Source organism: Amycolatopsis palatopharyngis (assembly GCF_003385185.1).
In the GTDB taxonomy this organism is placed as follows: domain Bacteria; phylum Actinomycetota; class Actinomycetes; order Mycobacteriales; family Pseudonocardiaceae; genus Amycolatopsis; species Amycolatopsis palatopharyngis.
Map to the genome: position 1 here is coordinate 83,252 of NZ_PQHZ01000005.1, position 22,532 is coordinate 105,783.

A 22,532-nucleotide genomic window follows, 5' to 3' on the forward strand; every position below is an offset into this window, starting at 1 on the left:
CTTATAGCACTTCGCGCAGCGCGTTGATCACCTTGTCCTGCCGGGCCTCCGACAGCGACGGATACATCGGCAGGGAGAAGATCTGTCCGGCGAGCGACTCGGTAACCGGGAGCGAGCCGATCGGGACATCGAGGTGCGCGAACCCGCTCATGGTGTGTACCGGCCAGGGGTAGCTGATGTTCAGCGATATGTCGTAGCGCTCCCTTAGCACTCTGATGATCTCGTCCCGGCGCGGGTGACGCACGACGTAGACGTAGTAGACATGACTGTTACCCCCGGTTACCGATGGCAATTCCAGGCCGCCGGGGCCGCACAGGTCGCCAAGGCCGTCGACGTATCGACGGGCGATCTCCCTTCGTCCCTTGACGTAGCGGTCGAGCCGAGTCAGCTTCCGTCGCAGGATCTCGGCCTGCACCTCGTCGAGCCTGCTGTTGTGGCCGGGGGTTCCGACGACGTAGTACACCTTTTCCATGCCGTAGTAGCGCAGGCGGCGCAGGGCCTGCTCGCTCGCGTCGTCGGCGGTGATCACCGCACCTCCGTCGCCATAAGCGCCCAGCACTTTGGTCGGATAGAAGGAGAACGCCGCGACGTCACCCATCGTGCCGGCCAGCTCGCCATGGTGACGCGCACCGTGTGCCTGTGCGCAGTCCTCGACGATCTTGAGCTCGTGTTTCCGGGCGAGCCGCCGCAACGGCTCCATGTCCACGCACTGGCCGTACAGGTGCACCGGCAGGATTGCCTTGGTTCGTTCGGTGATCGCCGCCTCGACCAGGCTGGTGTCCATCAGGTAGTCCTCGTCGCGCACATCGACGAACACCGGAGCAGCACCGGTGTTGTCGATGGCGATCACAGTCGGCGCCGCTGTGTTCGACACGGTGATCACCTCGTCACCCCGGCCAACGCCGATCGACTCAAGGGCCAGCTTCACTGCGTTGGTGCCGTTGTCGACGCCGACCGCGTGCGCAAGGCCGTGATAGGCGGCGAACTCCCGCTCGAAGCCCGCCACGCTGTCGCCGAGTACGAGCTTGCCGCTGGCGAAGACCTTCCGCACCGCGTCGAGTATGTCCTCCCGTTCTGCCTCGTACTCCGGCAAATAGTCCCAGACGTACATCGTCACTGGTCGTCCTCCTTGTAGAATCCGAAGAATGCCAGCAGGATCCGGGCCTCGACGTTGAGGTGGTTGCCGTACTGGACGAACTCGGTGAGCTGCCGCAACGTCGCCCACATGTAGTTCTCTGGCACTTCGAGCGGGAAATCGTCCTCGACCTCGATCAGCAGGTAACGGTTCTGCGCGTGGTAGAACCGACCGCCCTCCTCCGAGTGGATGGCATCGAATCGGATGCGTTCGCGTGGCGCTGCGAGCACCTCGTCGAGGAACAGAGGTTTACTGTCGTCGGGCAGATGGTGGTAGTTCTCTGGTTGGCATTGCACGGTCGGAGCCATCTCGACACCGTCGAACGCGCCGGTCTCGGTCCGCGCCTGGACCAGCAGATGCACTACGCCATTGATACGGCGGATCAGGAAAGCGATGACGCCTTGGCTGCGTGGCTCGAACATCGGCTGCTGCCAGCCGGAAACCTCCCGGTTGCTGGTCTGCACATCCACGCCGACCACGGCGAAGTGCTGATCGCGGTCGTGGGTCAGCTCACCGTCCCGGTACGACCATCCATCCACTTTCGACAGTGGAATCAGCCGTCTGGTGAGCGTGCAACGCCCTTTCGCCTCGGTGAACCAGCTCAGCAGCTCAACCGTAGCGTGCAGCGAGTGCCCCTCCGGCGACCAGGAGCGAGCCAGCGCGCCGCGAAAGTTGTCCGCCGACAGGTCGGCGTCTTGCAGTCGGCGTGAGGCCGCTCCGGAGAGCACCGTCCGGGTGTCCATGTTGATCAGATTGGGGACCCGCAGGAGTTCGTCGATCTGATCGAAGCTCAGCCAGCAGAAGTCCTCCAGTACCGGAACCTCGTCCTCGACTTGCACGATGATGTTCCGATTCCGCTTGGCGAGGAACCACGATGCCTGCTCGGACTGCAGGACATCGGCGAGGACCCGCCCCGGTCTCGGCGCGGCGAAGTACTCCAGGTAAGGAACGGGCTTGCCGCCGTGTACCCCCGTGAAGTTGCTCCGCGTTGCCTGCACGGTCGGCGACAGCTGAAGCCCGTTGACGTTGCCCGGCTCCATCTTGACCTGGAGCAGGCAGTGCGGGACACCGTGGAACTCCTTGACCAGAATTCCGAGCACACCACGTTCCGGCTGGATGATGATCGGCTGCTGCCAGGCTTCCACCGCGCGTCCCGACCGGGTGACCTCGAGCCCCTCGACGGTGAAGAACTTGCCGGTATGGTGCACGAGGTTGCCGGAGTCCGGATCGATGATCCAACCGTTGAGTTGGTCGAGCGAGATCTTGCCTGTCCGGTACTTCTGCGCCCGGCAGCGTTCGGCGTACCAGGCATGAAATTCTGCTGTTTCGGCGAACATTGAAGGCCACCCTCCGCACCAATTGCTTATGCAGGGATAGTGCCAGAGAATGGAGATTATGGTTACCGCGCTTGTCCAGTATTTGGTTTCAACCCTAGTGTCGCAATACCAGGATTTGAGCGAGCCCCAAGTCTGAAATGGATAGTTATAGTGGAAAATAGAATTGACATTGGAGTATGAATCAGTGAACAAGTTCCCGACCGGCGGGGTGGCCGAACGCCCCTTCACCGAGGTAATGCTGGCGTTCCGGGCGAACTTCGCCGCGGGCTCCGAGGTTGGTGCAGCGGCGTGCGTGTACCACCAAGGCAAACCGGTCGTCGACCTGTGGGGCGGGTTCGCGGATGAAGCAAGCACGGATCCGTGGCGAGCCGACACGCTTGGCGTGCTCGCCTCTCCCACGAAGTCTCTGGTCACCGGGGCCGCGCTGGTGCTCGTCGACCAGGGGGTGCTCGAACTCGACACACCGATCGCGCACTACTGGCCCGAGTTCGGTGTCAACGGTAAGGACAAGATCACCCTGCGCATGGTGTTGAGCCAGCGTTCCGGTGTCGTCTGCCTTGATCATGATCCGATCACCCGCGAGTACCTCCGTACGCACACGCCGATCGCGGAGGCAATCGCGGCAGCCAAGCCGGAGTGGGAACCAGATACGGCGCACGGGTACCACGCCACCACCTTCGGACATCTGATCAGCGAGCTGATCCGGCGGCGCACCGGGCTCACGGTCGGAGCGTTCTTCAGCAGGGAAATCGGCAAGCCGCTCGGTCTCGACTGCTACATCGGGCTCTCCGACCCCGAGACCGCGCACCTGGCACACATGATCGAGTGCAAGGCCGAGGAACTGATGACCGGAGCCGACCCTGGTGAGATCGAGGAGTTACGGGACCCAACGTCACTGACCTACCGCGCGACGATGGCCAGTATGTCGCAGGATCCAGCGGATCCGACCGTGGAGGAGCCCTCCTACGGAGGGTTGGCCAGCGCACAGTCGCTGGCCCGCTACTTTGCCTCGTTCATCGGCGAGGTCGACGGTTTCCGGCTGATCAGCCCGGCGGTCATGCGGCAGATACGCGAGGTGCACTCCACAGGCGACTGTCTGGTGATGCTGTCGCCGTGCACCTGGGGTCTCGGAATGCAGGTCGCCGACAGCCCGGTGTTCCCGGCGGAAGTCGGCCTTGGCACCGCGTTCGGGTTCAGTGGCGCGAACGGTGTCTTCGCTTTCGCCGATCCGGAAAACGAACTCGCCTTCGCCTATGTCCCGAACGCCGGTTCCGAGGTTATGGGCAGCATGGACGACCGGATTCGCCGGCTGACCGAGGCCGTCTATCGCAGTGTCAAGAAATCCTCCTGAGCAGCGCTCGCTCCGCTCGGCGGCTCGACTTCGCACACGTCGCATACCTAGCGGATCAGCATCCTCTCGAAAGGAATCAGCATGCGAATTCTGTTCCCCGCTGCTCCGGGGTACGGCTTGCTGCTCCCGCTCGTGCCGCTGGTCTGGGCCGCACGCGCGGCGGGGCACGAGGTTCTGCTCGCCACCACGGCCTACATGACCAAGGTCGGCGCCGAGTCGGGCCTGCCGGTGTTGGACGTGTTTCCGGCCAGGGACATCGGCGAGGATCTGGTGGCCGGTGCAGTCGGCGAGCAGGGCGGAGTCCCGGAGGGCTACTGGGACCTGGTCCGGGCGATGCGCCCGTTCGACCTGTTCACCTTGGCGATGACCGAGGGAACGATCCAGGCAGGCCGCAGGTTCGACGCCGACCTGGTCGTCTACTGCTCGGACCACACGGCAGGCAAGCTGACCGCGGTCGCACTGGGCATCCCAGCGGTGGAGGTCGGCAACCGCGTGTCGTGGTCCATGCGGGACACGAAGTTTCGCGCGGCTCGTGAGCACGACGCTCGGATGGGGATCGTGCTCGATAACGCACCGGTGGTGCGCGCGCTACGAGAGCGGCTCGACCTGGGCGAGCGAATGCCGGAACTGGTCGCACGTATCGACCCGCGGGCGCCGAGCCTGGGCGGGTTGAACCAGGAGGAACGGGACGGCACAGACGGAGTGCCGTGGCTGCCGATGCGGTATGTGCCGTTCAACGGTGGGGCAGTGCTTCCGGACTGGTCGATGTGCGAGCCCGAACGACCGAGGATCTGCTTGACGCTGGGCACCGTCGCACCACTGCTGCCGGGCGGCAGTGGCCTCGGCATGCTGATCGAAGCGCTGGGCGGGCTTGACGCAGACATCGTGCTCGCGGACGACGAGACGGACCTCAGTCAGTTCGGCCCACTGCCGGAGAATCTGCACCCAGCTGGTTTCGTTCCGTTGTCCGGGATCCTGCGGGACTGCTCGCTGATCGTGCACCACGGCGGTTCCGGGACCACTGCCGCCGCACTGCACTACGGGGTGCCGCAGCTCATCCTGCCTGGTGGCGCGGACAACCTTCTGTGCGCCGAACGTGTCGTGAACCGGAAGGTGGGACTGTCCATGGATCCGTCCACACTAGATGCTTCCATGGTTCGCGTGATGGCCGAGCGCCTACTGCACGAGGAGTCCTTCGGCCGGGAAGCGGCCGCTGTCCGTACCGAGATCGCCACGCAGCCCAGTCCGGCTTCGATCATCGAACGTGTCACGACGAACCTTTCCCGAAGGGACTCACTTGTCGCGTCCGGGATTGTGAGTTCACCTCAGCGCGGAATGGCGGCGGCTATGGATGCCGGAATCGAACGCACGCAAGCGGTTGACGGAAAAGGGGTGTAATGGACGAGCCGTCCATTACACCCCTTCACCGACTTGCGAATAACCCTCCCGGTCTCGCGGCTGTGCCACTCACGGAATGTCCGGCGCAGGCCCCATCGTGTTGAGCAGGTCGACCACGGTCTTCTCCTCGTACTCAAAGTGGGCTTCGAGATCATCGGACAACCGACTCAGCTCATGCCGCAGCCGTGTCGGGTCGGTCTCCCCCGGCACGTACTCCTCCACCAACTGCCGGATCTCTTCCTGCAGCTTCGCTACCACCTTGTGCTCCTCGCCGAGCTTGATCAGCTCCGGCTCGAGCTCGGGATAGCTGTACGCCAACATGGGGAAGGCTCCCCGATCTTCTCCCGAGTGGTGTTCGGTAACCGCGCCGCAGAACTCGAGGCAGTGCATGCGCATCTGCTGTCCAAGGTCGGCGGGCAGCTGCTCGAGCGTGCCGTCGTCGCTGCCTGTGACGAGTTCGTCCACCTGGCGCCGGAGATCGACGAGTTCCTTACGCAGCCAGTCGTGGCTTTCAACCAGGAAGTCGCCAAGGCCACGACCTCGGTCCGCTGTCTCACTCATTGTCGTCAGCCCGGGTCAGGGTCACCACCGGCAGCCGCCGGGAGGTTTTCGCTTGGTACTCCCCCATGCCCGGGTCCTGCTCGACCACCTTGGCGAACAGTGCGTCACGCACCTCGCCGGTGGTGATCGTGGCCATCGCCCGGTAGGTCTCGGTACCGGTCTCGACAGTCACTTCCGGGTTCTTCCTGACGTTGTGGTACCAGGCCGGATTGGTATCCGCCCCCATCGCCGAAGCAACGACCAGCGGCTGCCCGTCGACCTCCATGTACCCCAGCAGACTTTCCCGTTGCAGGCCGGTCTTGGCGCCGACCGTGGTCAGCACACACAACGTCCAGCCCTCGAACATCCCGCTGAGTTCCCCATGATTCTCCCGAAACTCTGAGATGATCTGTCGCTGAAACGCGCTGACATCGAAGTCCGCGTTCGAATCGGTCTGTTCCTCGGTCATACATTCCTTCCATATCGAAGTACACGACGAATAAGGTGAAGGAGATAGTGACCAGGCACCACAAAGCCCGCTGGCCGCGAACGCGATGAAGAGATACATCAATCCCTATGGATTAACGGAAGCCATGGAGAACACGTGCATGCGTGTCCTGATCACTGATGGCTCAGAGAGCTTAACCTCCACGCGTAGGCCCATACGGGGCACGAATTCACGCTAGCAGCACGTCCACCGGCCCCGCAACATCATGGAACGGCTGCGCTAGGAGAAGAGCTGATCGTGGTCCACCTGGCGCGAGCGGTTGCGCACCTCGCCGTCGTTGTCGAAGACCAGGACATCACGCACAAGACAGCTGGGACCGACGATCGGCTCCTTGACTCCAGGGCGAGTGGTGAGGACGAGCGCGTAGAACGTCGCATCGAGGACACCGTCCGCACGCGGCCGCAGGTCGATCATGTTGAACCAGTGCCGGCGCTGCACCGGATCGTTCTCGAACCGCGTGTTGAACCGTTTGAGTTCGGCGACGATCCCCGATCGCGTCCGCGCTGCCGGCTGTCCCGGCGTGTGTTGGAACTCGCCGTCAGCGGTGAAGGTGTCCGCATACTCTTCGAAGCGGCCGCTGTCAAGCATCTGCACCTGCCGCGCATAGTGCAGATTAACCGCGGCGTGGACGTCCGTCATGCTGGAGAGGGCAGGCATTGATGGAGCCTCCGGTGGGCGTTTCGTGTCGGGCAAGAAATTTCAGGCGTGACAGGACAGCGGTCCACCGTTGTACTCGACCATCTCGCCGAAGATGGCCCCCATCTCCTTGATGATGCGGGCCATGTCCAGGGAGTCGCCGTGCGTGGCGAACCGCTCCTCGGCGAACGCTCGGTGCAGATTCGGCACCAGCCGCTCTGTCTCCAGCAGCTCGGCGAACTGCCCGAGGTCGGCCTCGCGGGCCACCTCCGCCGGGGCGAGCCCGGCCGCCACGCCATCCTTGGCCAGCACCTGCACCCAGCGCAGGTACTGCTCGGTACGGTCGAAGATCTCGGGGCCGCCGACCGGCCCGTGCCCGGTCACCACCGTGGTGGGGCCCAGCTCGCGCAGCTGCTGAATAGCACGCAGCGAGCCGGCGACCGAGCCCAATGGGCAGAACGGGGTCACCCCGGACATCACGATGTCACCAGTGAACAGCACCTTCCGCTCAGGTACCCACACCACGGTGTCATTCGTGCTGTGGGCCAGCCCGATGTGGATCAGCTCGGCCCTGAGGTCACCGACGTACAGCGTTACGCCGTTCTCGTACGTCACGGTCGGCAAGGAGAGCTGAATGTTGCCCCACTCCACATCGGGCCACAGCTCGGTCAGATGCAGACCGGCCTGGTCGATCTCGCGGCGGGTCTCCTGGTGCGCGAACACCGTGGCCTGTTCGAAGACGAAGTTGCCGAAGGTGTGGTCACCGTGCGAGTGAGTGTTGACCACCACGAACGGCGAGCGACCGGTCTCGGCGAGCACATGCTTTCGCAGTCGCAGGGCACGGGCTTCGGTCGCGGCGGTGTCCACCAGCGCTACTGCCTTGCCCGAAACCAGTACGCCCGCGTTGTTCACGCACCATCCGCCGTCCGGCTGCACGTAGGCGAAGACCCCGTCGGCGACCTCTTCAAGGACGGGCTCCGCCGTTCTCACCTGCTGGGCCACTGCGGTCTCCTCACGCGATTCCGGCCATATTGACGTCGGACATGTAGAACTCCCGGAGTGAGAGATCCGGCGTACTCGACAGCAGCGCCTGGTGGAGCTTCTGGAGGCGGCTGGACGGTTCGACGCCCAGCTCACTGATGAGCGCCTGACGCAGGTTGCGGAAAACCTGCAGGGCCCGCGGCATGGACCCGGCTCGATGGAAGGCGATCATCAGCGACGCGCAGATGTTCTCGTGCATCGGATTCTCGGCGACCAACTTGCGCAACTCGGGAATCAGCATCGCATGCTTGCCGAGGCGGAGGTCGGCGACGATGCGCTGCTCGTGCACCCGCATCCGGGCCTCCTCCATGCCGATGACCTCCATGGTCAGCACACGGCCCATGGGAACGTCCATCAGCGCCTGCCCCCGCCACAGCGCCAGCGCCTGGCTCAGATGCTTCGATGCGCTCTCGGCGTCTCCCCGCTCCAGCGCGACGTCACCCCACCTGGCCAACCGCTCGAACTCATCGAGGTCGAACGAGCTCGGCGTGACCGAGAGCTGGTAACCGTTGAAACTCGTGGTCAGCAGCTCCTTCGCTGTCCACGGAGCTCCCGCCGGGATCGCGTCGGCGATCAGTCGCCGTAGCTGAAGAACATAGGTCTGCAGGGTCGTCAGTCCGCTGCGCGGAATGTCGTCGCCCCAGACTTCTTCCATCAAAGTCGACACCGGTACAACCCGCCCGCAGCGCAATGCCAGCAAAGCCAGCAACTGCCGCGGCTTCCCCGCGGTCGGCACGATCGACCCGTTCTGCAGGTGCACAGAAACCGGCCCGAGCACCCCGATTTCCATGGAATGCCCCTGCAACTCGACATTACTTAATTGCATTTTGGCCCCAAATAATGATTATTCATGAAGTCTGTCAGCTAATTTTCAGGCCGGATTGGACCAAACAGCCTAATCGATCAACAGTCCGGCCGAACCAAACTTGACACGACAAACACGACCCAAACGCATCGACGAGCATGGTCGTGCCAGAAGCTCAACCGACTACACCATAAGAAGTGCAGCCTAAGTAGAGATCCACCCCAGATTTCCACCCCAGTAGAAAATTCTGCGCACCATCCTGGCGCTAAACAGCACCTCGCGGGCCCGAGGGTCCGACGCGCCCAACAGGAAGGCGGCGGACAAAAATCCAGAACTCAAGGTTAGCCACTGGACTTCGACTTTCTATTTCAAAGCACCAAGACAACCCCATTGTATACAGTCCCCCTATCGTTTGTACTCAAATCCCGCCGCAGCGTCAGCCTAGCATGAAGCAACACGGGATGGAATGAAACAAATCGGAGCTACCAACAACCTACCAGCATTAAGAAGGCGGCCTTGGGACAAGGATCGTAGAGGCGCCAGGACCTGCAGTTCAAGTGTCGGAGCCTGATCAACCCGTAAAGGCGCGGGAAGCTCCGAGGAGGCCTGGCGCGGCAATAGCAATGCTCTAGCGGCAATCAAGCTGAGCGCTAACACCCAGCCGGAGTATCGGCAGGGTGACGAGCGCAGAGAACGAACTGATGTCCGATCAGGCCTCGCCGGAGTTCGGACTGGCACGAGCGGCGCGGGAGGTCGCGATCCTCGCGGCCCAGCACGCGGACCAGGCCGAACAGGAGCGTCTCATCCACCCCGAGGTGGCACGGGCAGTCGTCGCGAACGGCTTCACCCGCCATTTCGTCCCGGTGAGCAACGGCGGCAATGCGGGCACATTCTCTGAACTGAGCGCCGCACTCGTCACGGTCGGTACCCACTGCCCCGCGACCGCTTGGTGCGCCTCCATCGCCGCCAACCTCGCTCGGATGGCCGCCTATCTGCCGGAAGAGGGCCGCAAGGAGGTCTGGCGAGACGGCCCCGACACGTTCGTCGTCGGCGCTGTGTCCCCCAAGGGCAAGGCGGTGCCGGAGGAGGACGGCTGGCGGCTTTCCGGTAGCTGGTCCTACATCAGCGCGGTCGACCATTCGGAATGGGCACTGGTACTGGGGATTGCTCAGGTGGACGGCGCAGGTGAGCCGCGCCTGTTCGCCCTTCCCCGCTCGGACTACCGAGTAGAGCCGACCTGGTCCGACATCGGCATGCGGGCTACCGGCAGCAACACCCTGGTGGTCGAGGACGTGTTCGTGCCGTCGACGCTGAGCGTCGTCGCCAAGGATCTGTTGGAGGGCAACGCCCCCGAACCCGCAGCCAACTGCCACTCCGTACCCCTGCCCGCGGTGAACGGGCTTTCGTTCTGCCTACCGATGCTCGGCGCCGCGGAAGGCGCACTGGAACACTGGTCGACCTATGCGGAGAGCCGGATCCGGACCTGTGAGGCTGCACCCGGACCTGGTCCTGGTCGCGGCTTCTACGAGGAGACGCTGGCTCGCAGTTCGGGTGAGATCGACGCGGCGGGACTACTGCTGGACCGAGTCGCCGCGGTCGCCGACCGGGGTGCCATCTCCCCGCAACAAACCGCCCGCAGTCAGCGCGACTGCGCACTGGCCGCGGATCTGCTGGTCTCTGCCGTCGATCGACTGTTCCGGGCCTCGGGCACCGGTGGACACAGTGAATCCAGCCCGTTGCAGCGGTGGTGGCGCGACATTCACTCGGCCGCCGGGCACATCGTACTCCAGTTCGGCCCTGCCGCTGCCGCCTACGCCCGTCGCATGCTCGACGTCTGACAGTACGAGAGATGGTGGTACGTCCGCGGTTCCTGCCGGAAACCGACCGCTGAGCGGTTACCGACGGTTCACGTGGTTCCCGGTCGAGCCCTCGGCGAGCGGCTGACCTACCGGCGGCCGCGCCCGGCCAGCCAGGCGAGCAGCGCACCAGCACTGAACGCTCCGGCCGTGGCGCCCGCGCCGAGGCTGCGGCGCACCACGACCTGCGGCCGGATCACCGCGGGCGGAGGTGGCTCGACGGTCCTGGTGGCGTTCTCCCTGGCGGTGGCCGTCCACGCGGTGACGAAGAGCAGGAAGCGGGAGACCAGGTTGGCGAAGATCAGCAGACCGAGGACCGGACCGAACACGGCGAACGACGGTTTGTCCGACAGTCCCTGCAGGTAGTAGGTGGCCAGCTGCTGGAGGATGACGAAACCGACCGAGGCGATGGCCGCGCCCTTGACCGCGCTGCGTAGCGCGACCTTCTCCCTCGGCAACCGGGCGATGACCCAGAGGAACACCAGCAGGTTCGCCAGCAGCGACAGCACGATGGTGGCGAGTTTGAGCAGGAACACCGCCCAGCTTTCGTCCTCGAGGCCGACGAGTTCGAGCAGCAGCCTGCCGAGACCACTGCCTGCCGCCGTGAGGGCGAAGGACACCACCAGCGCCACCCCGAGCCCGAGCAGTGCGGCGAGATCGTTGATCGTCTTCGAGACGATCGGCACCTGCTTCTTCTCCTGGCCCCACTGCGCGGTCAGTGCGTCGCGCAGGTTCGACATCCAGCCGACCCCGGAGTACAGCGCCAGCACCAGACCGATGACCCCGAGCCCGCCACCGGACTCCAGCGCGGTTCCCACGATGTCGTTGACGATCTCGTTGAGACCCTGCGGGACCGACTTGTCGATACCCTGGGTGATCTGGTCGATGATCGCCTGGTTACCCGCGAGGATGAAGCCGGCGATCGCGAACGCGACCATCAGGATCGGGATCACCGAGAGAACGCTGAAGTAGGTGATCGCCGCGGCATAGTGGTTGCCGTAGTTCTCGTTGAACGAGTCGTTGGCCCGGACCAGGTGATCCAGCCACGGGTACTTCCGGCGCAGCCGGGGCAGCAGCTTCTCCTTGTCGGGCTCGGCCTCGGTGCGCTGGTCCTTGTCTGCCACGGGAGAACGCTAACCACGTGGCAGGGACCCCGCAACGCGGGGGGGACCGGCGGTCTGCCCGGGAAAAGTGTCTGGCGTAGCGTCACGCCTGACACGGCCGCGCGTCCCACCGGGACAGGACGGGGAAGGAGCAACGATGAACGCAGCTGTCCCCGAACCGGACGTGCGCGCGCTGCTCGCCCGGTTGCACACTCAGCTCCGGTTGCTGATCCCCGCGCTGACGGTCACCGAGGGCGGGCGCCAGGCCGAAGTTCTGCTGGCCCGGCTGCGCGAGAGCACCAACGAGGCGGCCCGCACGCTGTCCGCTGTGGAGCCGATCGTGCTCGCCGCGATCGAGCAGGCGCTGCGCCACGCCGTCGCGCAGGAGCACGACGAGGCGCGCACCGAGCTGCTGAACGCCTATCACCGGCTCTCGGTGCTGATCCACCGGGAACCACGGCGGGAGCAGGCCGCGCACGAACGGACTCGCCGGTGGAGCATTTCGGACACCCACCCGCAGGCGGACACCGGCTGACAGGACGCCTGGGACCAGCGGATCACGGGCGCGGGTTCACCGACGAGCGCAGTCGAATCAGCGCACGGCCGGGAGAAAACCCACCCGCTCGTACACCGAGGCCAGCGTCGGCACGGCCACCTCGCGGGCGCGGTCGGCACCGCGAGTGAGCAGCTTGTCCAGCTCGGACACGTCGTCCAGGTAGGAACGAACGCGATCCTGGAACGGTGTCACGAAATCGACAAGCACCTCGGCGAGTTCCTTTTTCAGATCGCCGTAGCCCCTGCCCTCGTACGCCGTTTCCAATTCGGCGACGGAACGCTCGGTGAGTGCCGAATAGATGGTGAGCAAATTGGACACCCCGGCCTTGTTCTCCGGGTCGTAGACCACCTCGCGACCGGTGTCGGTGACCGCTGAGCGGATCTTCTTCGCCGAGCGTTTCGGATCATCGAGCAACTCGATCAGCCCGTTCGTCGAGGACGCCGACTTGCTCATCTTCGCGGTGGGATCCTGCAGGTCGAAGATCTTGGCCGTGTCCTTCACGATATGCGGCTCGGGCACGGTCAGCGTCTTGCCGAACCGGTGGTTGAAGCGCTGGGCCAGGTTCCGCGACAACTCGAGGTGCTGGCGCTGGTCCTCGCCGACCGGAACCGCGTTGGCCTGGTACAGCAGGATGTCGGCCGCCTGCAGCACCGGGTAGGTGAACAGGCCGACGCTCGCCCGGTCGGCGCCCTGTTTGGCGGCCTTGTCCTTGAACTGCGTCATCCGGCCCGCCTCGCCGAACCCGGTCTGGCACTCCAGCACCCAGCTCAACTGGGCGTGCTCAGGCACCTGGCTCTGCACGAACAGGGCACTGCGCTCCGGGTCGACCCCCAGCGCGAGCAGTTGCGCGGCCGAGCGCCTGGTCCGATCCAGCAGCACCTTCGGATCGTTCTCCACGGTGATCGCGTGCAGGTCGACCACCATGTAGAAGGTCTCGTGCGTCTCCTGCAGGCGTACCCACTCGCGCAGGGCGCCGAGGTAGTTGCCCAGGTGGAAGGAGTCGGAGGTCGGCTGGATACCGGACAGCACGCGCAGCTTGCGGGTCTGCTCGGAAGTTGCGGAAACGTCGGACACGGTCGAATTATCTCAGGCCGCGCTTCCGCGCCGACGGCGAGGTCACCGCCCCCTGTGTCAACCCACCGGACAATGAACCGCACCCGATCGGTGAACAAGACGAAAGTACTAAACAGTTAAACAGGACCTACTTCCGACGGTTCTGTGACGGGGAGCAACTTTCTACCGTTTCTTTCGATACCGAACCACCCGTTCGGGATTGCGAAATCGAAGGAGAACCCATGAAGGCACGGTCCCTGCTCTCCGGCCTCCTACTCGCGGCGGCGACAGCGCTGTCCGCATTGGCGGTACCGGGGACGGCCTCGGCCGAACCGGCCGGCGTCGAACCCTTGATCGTCGGCGGCGGCAACGCCACCGAAACCTACTCGTTCATGGCCTCACTGCAGTCGAGCCGCGGCGGTCACTCCTGTGGCGGTTCGCTGATCAAACCCGGCTGGGTGGTCACGGCCGCCCACTGCGGCACGCCCTACCAGGTACGAGTCGGCACCACCAACCGCACCAGCGGCGGCACGGTCGCGCGCGTCTCCCAGCGGATCGCGCACCCGTCCGCGGACCTGGCGCTGCTGCGCCTTTCGACCCAGATCACCAACCGGGCACCGATCTCGATCGCGTCGTCCTCCGGCCCGGTCGGCACCAACACCCGGATCATCGGCTGGGGCCAGACCTGCGCCCCGCGTGGTGCCTGCGGCTCTCCGATCACCCTGCAGCAACTCGACACGTCGATCGTCAACGACTGGGAGTGCTCCGGGATCTACGGCGCCAGTGAGATCTGCACGGACAACCCGAACAACAACTCCGGCGCCTGCTACGGCGACTCCGGCGGGCCGCAGATCAAGCGGGTCAACGGTGTGTGGCAGCTGATCGGTGCCACCAGCCGCGCGGGGAACAGCAGCACCACCTGCGCCACCGGGCCGTCGATCTACGTCGACGTGCCGTACTACTCGAACTGGATCGCTCGCTACACCGGATAGTTCCGGCGACAACGGCTGGGAGCGGGCAGGGTGCCCGCTCCCAGTTCCGTTCGTCAGGAAAGGACCTCGAGCGGCTCGAGCTTTTTGCCGTAGGTGGTGGTGCGCTGTCGAGAGGTGCGTCCCGCCAGCCCGGCCAGGTGATCAAGTTCGGCCGCCGTACGGGACGAGCCGTGTTCGGACCCGGCCATCCTGGAGATCGTCTCCTCCATCAACGTCCCGCCGATGTCGTTCGCCCCGCCGCGCAACACCTGCGCCGTGCCCTCGTCGCCGAGCTTGACCCACGAGCACTGCACGTTGTCGATCCGCCCGTGCAGGCCGAGGCGGGCGAAGGCATGTACGGCACGGTTGTCCCGCATGGTCGGGCCGGGCCGGGCCACTCCTGCCAGGTAGATCGGCGCGTTGTGGTGCACGAACGGGAGGCCGACGAACTCGGTGAAGCCCCCGGTGTCTCCCGCGATCCTGGACAGCACTCGCAGGTGCCCAAGCCAGTGGCCGGGGTGGTCGACGTGGCCGTACATCATCGTCGACGACGACGGGATGCCGAGGCGGTGCGCCGTCGACACGACGTCGATCCAGGTCTGCGCGGGCAGCTTGCCCTTGGTGAGCACCCAGCGCACGTCGTCGTCGAGGATCTCCGCCGCCGTGCCAGGGATGGAGCCGAGTCCGGCGTCGCGCAGTTCGGTGAGCCACTCACGCACACTCACCCCCGCCTTCGAGGCGGCGGAGACGATCTCCATCGGGGAGAAGGCGTGGATGTGCATGTCCGGGACCGCGGCCTTGATCGCCCTGACGACGTCGGCGTAGTAGGTGATCGGCAGTTTCGGGTCGATGCCGCCCTGCATGCAGACCTCGGTCGCCCCGGCCTCGGCGGCTTCCACCGCACGCGCCGCGACGTCCTGCACCGAAAGCCGGAAGGCGTCCGCGTCCCGCTCGCGCTGGGCGAAGGCGCAGAACCGGCAACCGACGTAACAGACGTTGGAGAAGTTGATGTTGCGGTTGACCACGTAGGTGATGTCGTCACCGACGACGTCAGCACGGAGCTCGTCGGCGAGCCGGGCCAGCGTCTCCAGTGCCGTCCCCTCCGCGGTCAGCAGCGCCATCGCCGCCGCGCTGTTGCGCTCGTCGAGCAACGCGGCCGGATCGTCGGCGGCCAGCCGCAGCCCTGTGCGCACGTCGTCGTCCAGGCGCTGCGGGGCTGTCGCGTCGGGAACCTGCTGTTTGAGCATCTCCCAGTCGCCGTAGACGCTGTCGAAGTCCCCGCGCCGGTCCCCGGTTCGCCCCTCGGTGTCGATCGCCGTGTGCAGGTCGGACCGGCCGGTCGTGTCCAGCCCGCCGTCCGGCTCCTGCCAGGCACGGCCCTCGACCACCGCGCCCTCGTCGGCGAGGCCGTCCTCGGTGGCCAGCGCCGAGACGTGCTCGTGCAACCGGATGTCGATCCACTTCTCCGCCGACCGGACGTACTTCGGGTAGACCGTCAGCCGCTCGCGCAGGGTGAACCCGGCCTCGGCGGTCCAGCCCGCCAGCTCACTGATCTGCGGCCAGGGACGTTCCGGGTTGACGTGGTCCGGGGTCAGCGGAGAAACCCCGCCCCAGTCGTCGATGCCCGCGCGCAGCAGCAGAGCGTGCTCGTCGCCGACGAGGTTCGGCGGCGCCTGGACACTCACCCCCGGCGGCATCAGCAGTCGCGCCACGGCGACGGTGGCCGCGAGGTCCTGCAGGTCGGCGTCGGGAGCCGCGCGCATCGCCGTGTCCGGCTTCGCGCGGAAGTTCTGCACGATGATCTCCTGCACATTGCGGAACTGCCGCGCGCGGGAGCGGATGGCGTGCAGTGACTCGGCCCGCTCGGTGTGGTTCTCGCCGATGCCCACCAGGATTCCGGTGGTGAACGGAACGCCGACCCGGCCCGCGTCGTCGAGCACGCGCAGGCGAACGGCGGGATCCTTGTCCGGGCTGCCGTAGTGCGGCCCGCCCTTCTCCGACCACAGCCGCTCCGCGGTGGTCTCCAGCATCATGCCCATGCTCGGCGAAACCGGCTTCAGCCGCGTCATCTCCTCCCAGCTCATCACGCCGGGGTTGAGGTGCGGCAGCAGGCCGGTCTCCTCGAGGACCGCGATGGCGCAGGCGCGCACGTAGTCCAGTGTGGACTCGTAGCCGCGCTCGTCCAGCCACTCCTTCGCCTGCGGCCAGCGGTCCTCGGGCCGGTCCCCGAGGGTGAACAGCGCCTCCTTGCAACCCGCGGCGGCTCCGGCCCTGGCGATCTCGAGTACCTCGTCGCGTTCGAGGTACATCGAGCGCAGCTTGCCGGGCACGGTGACGAAGGTGCAGTAGTGGCAGCGGTCCCGGCACAGCCTGGTCAGCGGAATGAAGACCTTGCGGCTGTAGGTGACGATGCCCGCGCGCCCCTGATCGGCGAGGTGGGCCTCGCGCACCGTTCCCGCGGCGGCCAGCAGCCGGTCCAGCTCCTCCCCGCGCGCGTGCAGCAGCACAGCGGATTCGGTGACGTCAAGAGCCACGCCGTCCTCGGCACGCCTTAGGGCGCGGCGGAGGGCGGAGAGGCTCGGTGGTGTCTCCGATGCAGCGGGCGGGGTGATCGACACGTCGTCAGCCATGATCCGAGACTACGGGCGAAGCAGCGGCACCAGTAAGGCGTTTCGATGTGACGGATTACCTCGACCCGGCGGGAATAACGCCCGCTCCCGCGGCCACCCCCAGGAGCCCGCGCTTTCCCGGGAAAGTGCGAGGAGGGGTCAGCTCTTCACGCGGGGGGCGGGCTCGGTGATCATCGCGCCGGCCATCGCCGTCACGTGGTCGCTGACCGTGGACCCGGCGTCGGCCGGCTCGGTCGCGCGTGCGCGCCTGCGCTGGCGCACGACGCCCGCTGTCATCCCGATGATGCCGAGCACCACCGCGGCCAGGCCGACGGGACCCAGCAGTCCGAAGGTGACCGTATTCGGTTCCACTCGTGCCGCCTGTTCGGCGGTCGCGGTGCCCGCTGCCGTGGCGAGCGAAGCCAGCACACCCAGGATCAGCACCGATGCGGTACGGAACATCGACGCCGACGATCGCACCAGCCCTGCCAGAGCACTGCGCACCGGAGTGCCTCCCGTTACGAGAACGCATTCATGCTTCCCCCGAAAGGGGGACTTGCTCGAGTTGAAAACTACCGAGCGTGTCAAGCCCTGTCGGAATGCATCAACTCGGGGGCCGAGACTAGCGACTCACCGAGTGGACTTGCCTCCGGGGTACTCATCACTCGTAGGACACCGTCAGCGGGGCGTGGTCGGACCAGCGGGCGTCGTAGGTCGCGGCACGTTCCACCGTGGCCTTCACCGCGCGATCGGCCAAACCGGGGGTCGCGACCTGGAGGTCGATCCGCCAGCCGGAGTCGTTGTCGAAGGCCTTGCCGCGGTAGGACCACCAGGTGTAGGGCCCGGGGCCCTCGGGGTCGAGCCTGCGCTGCACGTCGACGTAGCCCACCTCGTCGAACACCCGCCCGAGCCACGCGCGTTCTTCCGGCAGGAAGCCGGAGTTCTTCCGGTTCGTCCGCCAGTTCTTCAGGTCGGCCTCGGCGTGCGCGATGTTCCAGTCGCCGACCACGAGTACCTCCCTGCTCTCCGCCGCGGCTTTCTCGCGCAACTCGGCCAGGTACGGCAGGAACGCCGACATGAAGCGCTCCTTCTCCTCCTGCCGTGGGGTGCCGACGTCGCCGCTGGGCAGGTACAGGCTGGCCACCACGACTCCGGGCAGCTGCATCTCGAGGTAGCGCCCGCTGTCGGCGAACTCGGCCTCGCCGAACCCGATCCGCACGGCCTCCGGCTCCTGCCTGCTGTACAGCGAGACACCGTTGCGGCCCTTGATCGAGCAGGCCGCATGGGCGGTGTGCCAGCCGTCCGGCTCGCGGACTCCCGGGGGCAACTGGTCGGCTTCCGCTCGCACCTCCTGGCAGGCGACCACATCGGCGTCGGTGCCGGCGAGCCACTCGACGAACCCCTTCTTGGCGGCAGCACGGAGGCCATTGACATTCACAGTGGAAACGGTGAGCACGCCGGGCAGGCTACCGGCGAGCACCGACAGCTTCGCTGGGAGACTGGCGCGATGCGACGGCTACGCGTGCTCGGAAGTTGCGGTGCCTGGCCCGAACCGGGTGGGGCGTGCAGCGGCTACCTGCTCGAGTACGACGGGTTCCGGGTGGTTCTCGACCTCGGATACGGCATCGCTTCCCGGCTGCTCGAGCACTGCCCCGCTGGGGCCGTGGACGCGGTGGTGATCACACATGAGCACCCCGACCACTGCGCCGACCTGAGCGCGATCGGCAGGGTGTGGCACGCCGCGGAACCCCGAAAGCGGCTGCCGTTGTACTGCCCACCTGGGGTGTTGCGCGTGCTGACAGCCGTGGAACCAAGACCGGACCCGCATACGGTCTTCGAGGTGCACGACATCGAGGGCCCTCAGCGACTGGGCCCGTTCCGGCTGACCGGATTCCCGCTGCCCCACCACGTGCCCGACGTCGGCGTGCGGCTGAGCGCTCCAGGTCTCGTGGTCGCCTACACCGGCGACAGCGGCCCCAGCCCCGAGCTGGCACGACTGGCCGAGGGCGCGGACCTGTTGATCGCTGAGGCGACGCTGCAGGCAGGCGCACCGGACAACGTGCCGCGATATGACATGACGGCTACCGAGGCAGCGACCTGGGCCGCGCGCGCCGGGGTACGAACGCTGCTGCTGACGCACTTCTGGCCCGGTAGCGACCGGGAACGCTCGGTCGCCGAGGCCAAGGCGGTATTCGACGGCCGGGTCATCGCCGCGGCGGACGGCCTCGAGATCGGTTTGTGAATCGGCGCTTCAGCCGCAGTCGGCCCCGCCGACGGGCTTCAGGAACTCCGTCGAGGCCCAGCGGTTCTCCGCGAGTTTGCGGAAGCCGTCCCGCTCGACGAGTTCGGCGTCGGTCTCCGCGTTCTCCTTGAACTTGCCGACGATGTCCGCGTGCGTCCCTGGCTCGGCCCGTACGTTGAGGACGTCGGCGGTCACCACCATCCGGCAACCCGTTGGACCGGCGCCGCCGCCCTCGGCCCCTTCGGACGTGCGCTCGCTCGCGCCGTTCAGATAGACGTACCCGATGCCAGCCACCGCCACGAGGACGATCAAGATCCGCTTCGGTATGCCGAGTATCACGCCTGCTCCTCCGGCCACGGACAGGTTCTCAGCCAGAGTAAGGGCAGGCTCACCAGCGGAACAGGGCCGACGAGCGGAACCACTCGCCAGAGCCAGCGGCCGGTGACACTGGGTCACCAGCCGCTGACTACTCGGACGAACGTGCCGGGCGTCAGTCCTGGGCGACCTTCTTGGCCAGGTTCTCGTCCAGCGTCGCGAGGAATTCCTCGGTGGTCTGGTACGGCTGCTCCTTGCTGATGAGCAGCGCCAGGTCCTTGGTCATCTTGCCGCTCTCGACGGTCTCGACGACGACCTGCTCCAGCTTGTGCGCGAAGTCGATCAGCTCGGAGTTGCCGTCGAGCTTGCCCCGGTGCTCCAGCCCGCGAGTCCAGGCGAAGATGGACGCGATCGGGTTGGTCGAGGTCGGCTTGCCCTGCTGGTGCTGCCGGTAGTGCCGGGTGACCGTGCCGTGCGCGGCCTCGGCCTCCACGGTCTTGCCGTCCGGCGTGCGCAGCACCGAGGTCATCAGACCGAGCGAGCCGAAGCCCTGTGCGACCGTGTCGGACTGCACGTCACCGTCGTAGTTCTTGCAGGCCCAGACGTAACCGCCCTCCCACTTCATCGAGGCGGCGACCATGTCGTCGATCAGCCGGTGCTCGTAGGTCAGGCCCTTCGCGTCGAAATCGGCCTTGAACTCGGCCTCGAAGATCTCCTGGAACACATCCTTGAACATGCCGTCGTAGGCCTTGAGGATCGTGTTCTTCGTCGACATGTAGACGGGCATGCCGCGGTCGAGGCCGTACTGCAGGGAGGCGCGGGCGAAGTCCTCGATGGACTTGCGGTAGTTGTACATACCGATCGCGACGCCGCCGCCCTCCGGGTACTTGGCGACCTCGAACTCCATCGGCTCCGAGCCGTCCTCCGGCTGGTACTTGATGGTCAGCGTGCCGGGCCCTGGCACCTTGAAGTCGGTGGCCTTGTACTGGTCGGCGTGGGCGTGACGGCCGATGATGATCGGCTTGGTCCAGCCGGGCACGAGCCTCGGGATGTTGGAGATGATGATCGGCTCACGGAACACCACACCACCGAGGATGTTCCGGATCGTCCCGTTCGGGCTGCGCCACATCTTCTTCAGGCCGAACTCCTCGACCCGCGCCTCGTCCGGGGTGATCGTCGCGCACTTCACGCCGACGCCGTGCTTCTTGATGGCGTTCGCGGCGTCGACGGTGATCTGGTCGTCGGTGCGGTCCCGCTCCTCGATGCCCAGGTCGTAGTACTCGAGGTTGATGTCCAGGTACGGGTGGACCAGCTTGTCCTTGATGAACTGCCAGATAATGCGGGTCATCTCATCACCGTCGAGTTCGACGACGGTGCCCTCGACCTTGATCTTGGCCATGAGCAGCGGTGCTCCTTCCGCGGATCTCGCGCGTTTCGTGTTCGGCACGTTCGTGTTCGTTCGGCACTGTGTAAGCGGTACAAGCGTACTGGTAAACGGCGCGTGCGTGTTCCGCACCTGGGTTACCCAGCGGTAACGCCGTCGATTCTCGCCCAGTTGCAATCTACGTCGCCCAGGGCACCCGCTGTCCAGGATGGCGAGCGAAAGCACACCGCGATAACCGGTGAAACCGCTACAATAGTTAGCATGGTGAGTATCAGTGCGGAGTCCGCCGCCGAGACCGACCAGCGTCTGCGTGCGGTTATCGCCGCCGCCGAGCTGGTCGTGCACGACGGCAGCTGGCAGTTCCGGGAGTCGCCACTGGCCGAACCGCCCGAACTCGGCCCAGAGGTGCTGGCCGTGGTCCGCGACGAGCACACATGGAGCCGGCTGGTGCCCGCCGAAGCATCGGAACCGGACACCGAGGTCTTCGGCCTGGTGTCCTTCCACTTTCCGGGCGGCATCGACAACAGCGGTTTCGTCGGCTGGCTGGCCGGAACGCTGAAGGCCCGGCTGGGTACCGGCGTGTTCGTGGTTTGCGGTTACAACAGCGGGCGCGGCGGGGTCTTCGACTACACCGGCTTTCCCATCGCGGTGCGAGACGACGTCCTGCGCGTCATCCGCGAACTGCGAGCCTGACGCGTTTCCTCGCTGGCGGCGCCGGGTACGGCTCCGTCATGGTGCGCATCGGATACTTCCTGTCCAGTGAGGAGTTCGGGCCGAACGAACTCGTCCGGCAGGCGAAGATGGCCGAGGAGGCCGGGTTCGACCGGCTCTGGATCTCCGACCACTACCACCCGTGGACATCGGAACAGGGCAACAGCCCGTTCGTCTGGTCGGTGATCGGTGCCCTGTCTCAGGTGTGCTCCTTGCCGATCACCACCGCCGTGACCTGCCCCATAGTGCGCATCCACCCAGCGGTGATCGCCCAGGCGGCCGCGACGGCCGCGGTGCAGACCGAAGGGCGGTTCGTGCTCGGCGTCGGCACCGGCGAAGCGCTCAACGAGCACATCTTCGGCGGCGCCTGGCCCCCTCCCGCTGTCCGGCTGACGATGTTGGACGAGGCCATCGACATCATCCGGAAGCTGCACGCCGGCGGCCAGATGAGCCATTACGGCGAGCACTACACAGTTCAGCAGGCGCAGCTGTACACGTTGCCGGAACAGCCGGTGCCGATCTACGTATCCGGTTTCGGCCCGCAGGCCGCCCGGCGCGCGGGCCGCACCGGGGACGGCTTCTGCACGGCGATGCCGGACGCGGACCTCGTGCGCGCCTTCCGCGACAACGGCGGTGGTGGCAAGCCCGTGCAGGGCGGGATGAAGGTCTGCTGGTCCAGCAGCGAGGACGCGGGGGCTGCGACGGCACACCGGCTCTGGGCCAACGAACAACTGCCCGGACAGCTCGGGCAGGCACTGCCGACCCCCCGCGACTTCGAGCAGGCCACGAAGCTGGTGACCGAGGACATGGTGCGCGAGGCCGTGCCGTGCGGCCCGGACCCCGGCAAGCACGTCCGGGCGGTGCAGGCGTTCGCGGAGGCCGACTTCGACGAGGTCTACGTCCAGCAGATCGGCCCGGACCAGGAGGCGTTCTTCGAAGCCTGGTCCACCAAGGTGTTGCCGGAGCTGCGCTGACGGCTTC

The 22,532-nt window shown here is 66.0% G+C and carries 22 protein-coding genes; 8 read left to right on the forward strand and 14 right to left on the reverse strand.

Annotated features, from left to right (window positions below; genetic code table 11):
- Window position 1 precedes the first annotated feature (1 nt).
- Window positions 2-1,117, reverse strand: coding sequence for a DegT/DnrJ/EryC1/StrS family aminotransferase (locus D0C15_RS05220; protein WP_116041258.1), 1,116 nt, complete (start codon window positions 1,115-1,117; stop codon window positions 2-4).
- Entirely contained in the window at window positions 1,114-2,700 is a 1,587-nt protein-coding gene (locus tag D0C15_RS05225) for an NDP-hexose 2,3-dehydratase family protein (RefSeq protein ID WP_245975575.1), read from the reverse strand. The genes D0C15_RS05220 and D0C15_RS05225 overlap by 4 nt, the downstream gene beginning before the upstream one ends.
- Between D0C15_RS05225 and D0C15_RS05230 the strand changes: the two genes are divergently transcribed.
- Window positions 2,657-3,823, forward strand: coding sequence for a serine hydrolase domain-containing protein (locus D0C15_RS05230; protein WP_245975576.1), 1,167 nt, complete (start codon window positions 2,657-2,659; stop codon window positions 3,821-3,823). The genes D0C15_RS05225 and D0C15_RS05230 overlap by 44 nt on opposite strands.
- 81 nt (window positions 3,824-3,904) lie before the next feature.
- Complete coding sequence (locus tag D0C15_RS05235; RefSeq protein ID WP_170161324.1) at window positions 3,905-5,221, forward strand: nucleotide disphospho-sugar-binding domain-containing protein; 1,317 nt, start codon at window positions 3,905-3,907, stop codon at window positions 5,219-5,221.
- A gap of 69 nt (window positions 5,222-5,290) precedes the next feature.
- Here the strand turns inward: D0C15_RS05235 and D0C15_RS34645 are convergent, their stop codons facing one another.
- The 5 genes from D0C15_RS34645 to D0C15_RS05260 form a co-directional block, all read right to left on the reverse strand.
- On the reverse strand, window positions 5,291-5,782 hold the full coding sequence (locus D0C15_RS34645; protein ID WP_116041262.1) for a hemerythrin domain-containing protein: 492 nt from the start codon (window positions 5,780-5,782) through the stop codon (window positions 5,291-5,293).
- Window positions 5,775-6,329 carry a nitroreductase/quinone reductase family protein gene (locus D0C15_RS34650; protein ID WP_245975577.1) on the reverse strand — a complete coding sequence of 185 codons (555 nt, stop codon included), beginning with the start codon at window positions 6,327-6,329 and terminating at the stop codon, window positions 5,775-5,777. Before D0C15_RS34650 ends, D0C15_RS34645 begins: the two co-directional genes overlap by 8 nt.
- A 159-nt stretch (window positions 6,330-6,488) precedes the next feature.
- Window positions 6,489-6,908, reverse strand: coding sequence for a nuclear transport factor 2 family protein (locus D0C15_RS05250; RefSeq protein WP_245975578.1), 420 nt, complete (start codon window positions 6,906-6,908; stop codon window positions 6,489-6,491).
- Window positions 6,909-6,968: 60 nt separating this feature from the next.
- Window positions 6,969-7,907 (reverse strand): MBL fold metallo-hydrolase, encoded by a 939-nt coding sequence (locus D0C15_RS05255; RefSeq protein WP_211323093.1) that lies wholly within the window; start codon window positions 7,905-7,907, stop codon window positions 6,969-6,971.
- 10 nt (window positions 7,908-7,917) lie between these two features.
- Window positions 7,918-8,736 carry an AfsR/SARP family transcriptional regulator gene (locus D0C15_RS05260; RefSeq protein ID WP_116041266.1) on the reverse strand — a complete coding sequence of 273 codons (819 nt, stop codon included), beginning with the start codon at window positions 8,734-8,736 and terminating at the stop codon, window positions 7,918-7,920.
- A gap of 692 nt (window positions 8,737-9,428) precedes the next feature.
- Between D0C15_RS05260 and D0C15_RS05265 the strand changes: the two genes are divergently transcribed.
- Window positions 9,429-10,589 (forward strand): acyl-CoA dehydrogenase family protein, encoded by a 1,161-nt coding sequence (locus tag D0C15_RS05265; protein ID WP_245975579.1) that lies wholly within the window; start codon window positions 9,429-9,431, stop codon window positions 10,587-10,589.
- Window positions 10,590-10,696: 107 nt separating this feature from the next.
- On the opposite strand, the gene yhjD is transcribed toward D0C15_RS05265, so the two are convergent.
- A complete protein-coding gene (gene yhjD, locus D0C15_RS05270) occupies window positions 10,697-11,731 on the reverse strand; it encodes an inner membrane protein YhjD (RefSeq protein WP_116041268.1) in 1,035 nt (344 codons plus the stop codon).
- A gap of 136 nt (window positions 11,732-11,867) precedes the next feature.
- Between yhjD and D0C15_RS05275 the strand changes: the two genes are divergently transcribed.
- Window positions 11,868-12,245 carry a hypothetical protein gene (locus tag D0C15_RS05275; RefSeq protein WP_116041271.1) on the forward strand — a complete coding sequence of 126 codons (378 nt, stop codon included), beginning with the start codon at window positions 11,868-11,870 and terminating at the stop codon, window positions 12,243-12,245.
- 57 nt (window positions 12,246-12,302) lie between these two features.
- On the opposite strand, the gene trpS is transcribed toward D0C15_RS05275, so the two are convergent.
- On the reverse strand, window positions 12,303-13,340 hold the full coding sequence (trpS, locus tag D0C15_RS05280; protein WP_116041273.1) for a tryptophan--tRNA ligase: 1,038 nt from the start codon (window positions 13,338-13,340) through the stop codon (window positions 12,303-12,305).
- A gap of 221 nt (window positions 13,341-13,561) precedes the next feature.
- On the opposite strand from trpS, the gene D0C15_RS05285 reads away from it, so the two are divergent.
- Window positions 13,562-14,311 (forward strand): S1 family peptidase, encoded by a 750-nt coding sequence (locus D0C15_RS05285; RefSeq protein ID WP_116041275.1) that lies wholly within the window; start codon window positions 13,562-13,564, stop codon window positions 14,309-14,311.
- A 53-nt stretch (window positions 14,312-14,364) separates the two neighbouring features.
- On the opposite strand, the gene D0C15_RS05290 is transcribed toward D0C15_RS05285, so the two are convergent.
- The 3 genes from D0C15_RS05290 to D0C15_RS05300 all read right to left on the reverse strand — a co-directional run bounded on the left by D0C15_RS05290 (window position 14,365) and on the right by D0C15_RS05300 (window position 18,355).
- Window positions 14,365-16,920, reverse strand: a complete 2,556-nt coding sequence (locus tag D0C15_RS05290) for a bifunctional FO biosynthesis protein CofGH (RefSeq protein ID WP_116041277.1) — start codon at window positions 16,918-16,920, stop codon at window positions 14,365-14,367.
- A gap of 138 nt (window positions 16,921-17,058) precedes the next feature.
- A complete protein-coding gene (locus D0C15_RS05295) occupies window positions 17,059-17,403 on the reverse strand; it encodes a hypothetical protein (RefSeq protein ID WP_342768548.1) in 345 nt (114 codons plus the stop codon).
- Between the two features lie 157 nt (window positions 17,404-17,560).
- Window positions 17,561-18,355, reverse strand: a complete 795-nt coding sequence (locus D0C15_RS05300; RefSeq protein ID WP_162829901.1) for an exodeoxyribonuclease III — start codon at window positions 18,353-18,355, stop codon at window positions 17,561-17,563.
- 51 nt (window positions 18,356-18,406) lie between these two features.
- Between D0C15_RS05300 and D0C15_RS05305 the strand changes: the two genes are divergently transcribed.
- Window positions 18,407-19,141 (forward strand): MBL fold metallo-hydrolase, encoded by a 735-nt coding sequence (locus tag D0C15_RS05305; protein ID WP_116041279.1) that lies wholly within the window; start codon window positions 18,407-18,409, stop codon window positions 19,139-19,141.
- Window positions 19,142-19,150: 9 nt separating this feature from the next.
- Here the strand turns inward: D0C15_RS05305 and D0C15_RS05310 are convergent, their stop codons facing one another.
- Together D0C15_RS05310 and D0C15_RS05315 are read right to left on the reverse strand one after the other, a co-directional pair.
- Window positions 19,151-19,480, reverse strand: a complete 330-nt coding sequence (locus D0C15_RS05310) for an SH3 domain-containing protein (RefSeq protein ID WP_116041281.1) — start codon at window positions 19,478-19,480, stop codon at window positions 19,151-19,153.
- Between the two features lie 151 nt (window positions 19,481-19,631).
- On the reverse strand, window positions 19,632-20,855 hold the full coding sequence (locus D0C15_RS05315; protein WP_116041283.1) for an NADP-dependent isocitrate dehydrogenase: 1,224 nt from the start codon (window positions 20,853-20,855) through the stop codon (window positions 19,632-19,634).
- Window positions 20,856-21,101: 246 nt separating this feature from the next.
- On the opposite strand from D0C15_RS05315, the gene D0C15_RS05320 reads away from it, so the two are divergent.
- Window positions 21,102-21,533 carry a DUF6196 family protein gene (locus D0C15_RS05320; RefSeq protein ID WP_116041285.1) on the forward strand — a complete coding sequence of 144 codons (432 nt, stop codon included), beginning with the start codon at window positions 21,102-21,104 and terminating at the stop codon, window positions 21,531-21,533.
- Window positions 21,534-21,571: 38 nt separating this feature from the next.
- Window positions 21,572-22,525, forward strand: coding sequence for a TIGR03557 family F420-dependent LLM class oxidoreductase (locus tag D0C15_RS05325; protein ID WP_116041287.1), 954 nt, complete (start codon window positions 21,572-21,574; stop codon window positions 22,523-22,525).
- The last annotated feature ends 7 nt before the right edge of the window (window positions 22,526-22,532 follow it).